The organism is Streptomyces sp. NPDC026062 (assembly GCF_055568375.1).
In genome coordinates this window covers 1-4,633 of sequence record NZ_JBVHOQ010000106.1, presented here as the reverse complement: position 1 = coordinate 4,633, position 4,633 = coordinate 1, and the positions used below count along the sequence as shown (strand labels likewise).

Sequence of the window (4,633 nt, the reverse complement as noted above, 5' to 3'; positions counted from 1 at the left end):
CCCTGTTCGCGGTCATCGAGGGCGAACACACCGGTTCCGTACAGGTACCCACCCCGTCACTCACCCCGCGTGGCTCCACCGCACAGGCCCCCGCCCGGAGTTGAGAGCGGGTGCCGACCGGCGGGGCACTGTCCGCGTCCCAGGCCCCCAAGATGACTGAAAGACGATGAGTGGCTTGATCTGATTGATGAATCACGCCGCCGGTGGGCCTTCCGTCATCACTGCATATATGCGGATCGCTGAGCCGTGGCGTGTGTGTGAATGTCGTGAATGCGATGGCCGATTTCTCCTCTTCGGGCCCCGCTGCACCGCTGCGGCCGATTCGGCTTGATGTTCCCCTCGCGTGCCATGCGTCAGCCCTTTCATGGTTGGGGAGATCAGGATTTTCTTAAGCCGTGTGCAATCAGTGCGGTACTCTCTGTACGTCGGGATTACCTGACTGTCACTTTATGGGGGAAGAGTGAAGACTTCTGTCGGGGTTGCTGGAATCTGTGCCGTTCTGCTCGCTGTGACCGTGGCGGCACCTACCGCGTCCGCGGCCGACGGAGCCCGGTCGACGACGAATGCCTCGATTGCGACCGTGGACGTCAAGGGCATCCAGGTCGACAAGCAGGCAAGTGACGCAACCAAGCGGATCGTCGCGGCCGACGCGGAGGTTGCCGCGGCCGCCGCCAACGTATGCGGATCCGGGTACACCGTCTCGGTCAATGCCGCCAGGTACGGCACTTACGGCACCACGTACACCTGGACCAATGGCAAGACGACCGGGAGCAGTTACTACGACAAGCCGATCTGCGCCGTGTTCTTCAATGACACCGGAGTCGCGCACCCCATGCGCCTGAAGCTGGCGGACAACTACACCGCGACTGCCGATGTCGAGGACTCCGGGACGTTCAGCAGTTATGCGGGGCCCCTGTACCAGAACCGTGGCTACTGCGGTCAGGCGTACTCGTACATGAAGGTCGGCACCAAGGTCGTCGTCGACAACTACCTCACTGTGGGTGCCTGCAACTGATGCGATTCGGCCGCACTGTGCTGCGCCCCGCGACGTGGGGCGCAGCACTGCTCATTACCGCCCTGGTCACCGGATGCTCGGACGGTACAAGCCCTTCCGCAGCCCCTTCGTCATCTCCTGCCGCCCCCTCCGCGCCTCCTGGTGACGCGTCGAGCGGTACGCCGAGCGCTCCGGAGGCAACCGAGGCGAGTCCGGAACCGACCGCACCGGTCATCACCCATGAGGGGAAGACCAAAGTCATTACGCTTGACGATGTGGAGGTCCGGGTCACGCGTGGTGCGCGCGGTTTCGATGTCGCCTGCGATACCACCAACACCTATGACAGGACCCTCAACTTCAGAGTCACTGTCAGCGTGGGAATCGGTGAGGACTGGGTGCGCGCCACCGAATTCGACTTCCCGAATCTGGCGGCGGGCCGGACCGGCAGGAAGGCCGCCGTCGTGGGCGAAAGCTACGAGGGCGAGTTTCCGGACGAACCCAAGGTCTACATCGATTCGGTCATCAACTACTGAGACGCGGGGCGGCCGACGGCCTGCGGTATTTGCCTTCCGGTTGCGATCGCTCATAAACCCCGTCGGTGAACTGCCGGGACGGCGTGAATAATCACCGTGACGTATTGACGGCCACTGCCGGTGGGGTGCCGGCCTCCGGTGCTTCCGCAAGCCGTCCGGCAGACGCCCGACCGAATCCCCGCACACTCCCTTGGGCGCTGCGGCGCAGTTCTCCGGGGCGCTCGCGCATGTCAACGACCGCCCGCCGGAGGGGAATCCGGAGGAGGGGCGACACTTGATGGCGGAGCGGGCAGGAGCCGCGGCCGGCGATCCGGGACCGGCGAAGGCCCGTACCGGTCCGCAGCCGGGCCATGTCGGGTGAGCCGGCCTACGTCGGGTGAGCTGAGTGGGAGGACGAGAACCACGTGGATGTGTACGAGGCCGTGAACGGTCGCCGGGCGGTGCGGGCGTTCAGCGATGAGCCGGTACCCCAAGAGGCTCTCGAACGCGTACTGACCGCGGCGACGCGCGCTCCGTCGAGCGGGAACCTCCAGCCGTGGCGCGTCTACGCCGTGGGCGGCGAGCCGCTGGCCGAACTGAAGCGGCGTGCGACGGCCAGGGCGCTGGCGGGCGACCCGGGCGACGAGCGGGAATACCCGATGTACCCGGCCGGACTGGCCTCTCCGTACACGGACCGTTTCGCCGCCGCGGCGGCCCAGCGCTACGAAGCGTTGGGCATCGAACGGGACGACCCCGAAAGGCCCATGAAGATCGCCGCCCTGAACTCGGGGGCGTTCGGGGCGCCGGTCGTGCTGTTCTGCTACCTCGACCGGACGATGGGACCCGGGCAGTGGGCGGACGCGGGGATGTATCTGCAGACGGTCATGCTGCTGCTGAGGGCGGAAGGGCTGCACAGCTGCCCCCAGGTGATGTGGACGATGTATCGCAGGACCGTCAGCCGGATGGTGGGAGCCGACGACGGGCTCGTGCTGCTCTGCGGTGTCTCCGTGGGATTCGAGGAGGAAGGCGCGCCACGGCTGCGCACCGGGCGGGCGGACATGGCGGAGACAGTGAGCTTCATCGGAATGTGACCGTCAGGCGGTAAAGATCCACACGATCATTCGGAAAGAACCTCTCCACGTCCTCGTGCCGGCCGCCCGGGCAACCGCCGGTCGGCAGGTCGGCACGTCGTCTCCACCAAGGTCCGGAGCAATGACAGCCTCCCCTTCCCTCAGTGCCTTCGACTCACTTCTCCTTGACGCCGTGCCCGATCAGGAGACCCTGCGTCAGACCTACCAACTGCCCAGCGACTCGGCTGTGCGCAAGCAGATGACCGAACTCACCGCCCAGACCCGCCGGCTGATCGAATGCTCCTCGCTGGTCCTGGTCGCCAGCGCGGACGCCGAGGGCAACTGCGACGTCTCCCCGCGCGGCGGCCCTGCCGGCTTCGTCTCCGTTCTGGACGCTCAGACGCTGGCGATACCGGACGCGACCGGCAACAAGCGCCTGGACAGCCTGCGGAACATCATCGCCACCGGACGGGCCGGGCTGCTGTTCTTCATCCCGGGGCGCCCCACCACACTCAGAGTGAACGGCCGCGCCTGCGTCTCCACTCGCCCGGAACTGCTGTCGCAGCTGACCGCCGTGGGCAAGCCGCCCGCCAGTGCGCTGGTGCTGGGGATCGAGGAGGTCTACCCGCACTGCCCCAAGTCGCTTATGCGCAGCGGAGCCTGGAAACCGGAACAGTGGCTCCCGGCGGACGCCCAGCCGACGTCGGCCGAGGTGACGCTGGCCCAGTTGCGGATACCGGAGCTGACGATCGCCGACATCGAGCAGTCCGAGGCGGACTCGTTGAAGTACCGGTACGAGTAGCGGGCACCGGTACAGCCCCCGAGCTGGGGTTTGCCCGCTTTTGTGGACATCTCTTGAGGGTCAGATCGTGGGATCTGGCATGGAGGTGTCGTGGTGGGTACAGCCCGGTATTCGGAAGAGTTCAAGCAGGACGCGGTCAAGCTGGTGGCCTCCACCGGCCGGTCCGTCAACTCGGTGGCCAAGGACCTCGGCGTCAACGCCGAGTCCCTGCGGCAGTGGGTGCGTGCGGCCGAGGCGGTCCAGGCCAGCGGGGGTGGTGAGCCGATGACCCCGGTGGAGCGTGAGGAACTGAAGCGGCTGCGCAAGCAGGTGCGTGAACTGGAGCTGGAGAAGGAGATCCTCAAGAAGGCGGCGCAGTATTTTGCGAAGGAGATGGGTCGATGACCGGCCGCTGGCGATTCATCTCCGACCACCACATGGGGTACGGCATACAGCGGCTATGCAGAATCTTCGGCGTCTCCCGGTCCGGTTTCTACCGCTGGCGGGCCGCCGGGCCCGCCCGGGCGGCCAGGGCGGCGCCGAGGCGGCGTTGACCGAACAGATCCGCGGCATTCACACCGGGACCAAGGGCGCCTACGGTGTCCCGAGGATCACGCGTGAGCTGCGGGAATCGGGTCCGGTGGTGAATCACAAACGGGTCGCGAGACTGATGCGGGCCGCCGGCATCACCGGCCGTCACCTGCGTAAAGGGAAGCGGACTACCGTGCAGGACGCGCGAGCGCCCAAGGCTCCGGACCTCGTGCGGCGCGACTTCACCGCGCCCAGGACGGATGTCCGCTGGTGCGGCGACATCACCTACTTGCCGGTCGGAAACGACTGGATGTACCTGGCGACGGTCATCGACATGCACTCGCGGCGGGTGGTCGGCTGGTCCATGGCCGACCACATGCGGGCCGATCTCGTCATCAACGCGCTTGAGGCCGCTGTCGCCACCCGTGGCAGATCTGTCGACGGTGTGGTAGTCCACTCGGACCGCGGCACTCAATACACATCGGACGCATTCGCCCTGGCATGCCGAAAGCACGGAATTCGCCTCTCGATGGGCTCGGTCGGCGACAGTTACGACTGTCAGTCTGTTCGTACCGGATCCCGCAAGGATCGGGCAGTCCCGGCCGTGACGGTCTGACTCTTGCTACGACCGACCCCACGAGTGTCCTGGGGTTGATCTGTCGACCGTCCGGCCGGGCACGCAACAAGCGCTGCCGCCGGACGGACGTGACCTCATAGGAGCCTGGAGCCAACTCGTCAAAGCGTC

General features: G+C 66.3%; 6 protein-coding genes. All 6 read left to right on the top strand.

The window, feature by feature from the left end; all coding sequences use genetic code 11:
* The first annotated feature begins 514 nt into the window (after positions 1-514).
* Positions 515-1,015 carry a hypothetical protein gene (locus ACZ4LX_RS37870; RefSeq protein WP_467651919.1) on the top strand — a complete coding sequence of 167 codons (501 nt, stop codon included), beginning with the start codon at positions 515-517 and terminating at the stop codon, positions 1,013-1,015.
* Entirely contained in the window at positions 1,015-1,527 is a 513-nt protein-coding gene (locus ACZ4LX_RS37865) for a hypothetical protein (RefSeq protein ID WP_467651918.1), read from the top strand. Before ACZ4LX_RS37870 ends, ACZ4LX_RS37865 begins: the two co-directional genes overlap by 1 nt.
* A gap of 404 nt (positions 1,528-1,931) precedes the next feature.
* Positions 1,932-2,597 carry a nitroreductase gene (locus ACZ4LX_RS37860; protein WP_467651916.1) on the top strand — a complete coding sequence of 222 codons (666 nt, stop codon included), beginning with the start codon at positions 1,932-1,934 and terminating at the stop codon, positions 2,595-2,597.
* A 121-nt stretch (positions 2,598-2,718) separates the two neighbouring features.
* Positions 2,719-3,378 carry an MSMEG_1061 family FMN-dependent PPOX-type flavoprotein gene (locus ACZ4LX_RS37855; RefSeq protein WP_467651914.1) on the top strand — a complete coding sequence of 220 codons (660 nt, stop codon included), beginning with the start codon at positions 2,719-2,721 and terminating at the stop codon, positions 3,376-3,378.
* 90 nt (positions 3,379-3,468) lie between these two features.
* Positions 3,469-3,762 (top strand): transposase, encoded by a 294-nt coding sequence (locus ACZ4LX_RS37850; RefSeq protein WP_467651912.1) that lies wholly within the window; start codon positions 3,469-3,471, stop codon positions 3,760-3,762.
* Positions 3,763-3,817: 55 nt separating this feature from the next.
* Positions 3,818-4,504 (top strand): IS3 family transposase, encoded by a 687-nt coding sequence (locus ACZ4LX_RS37845; protein ID WP_467651910.1) that lies wholly within the window; start codon positions 3,818-3,820, stop codon positions 4,502-4,504.
* Positions 4,505-4,633 lie beyond the last annotated feature (129 nt).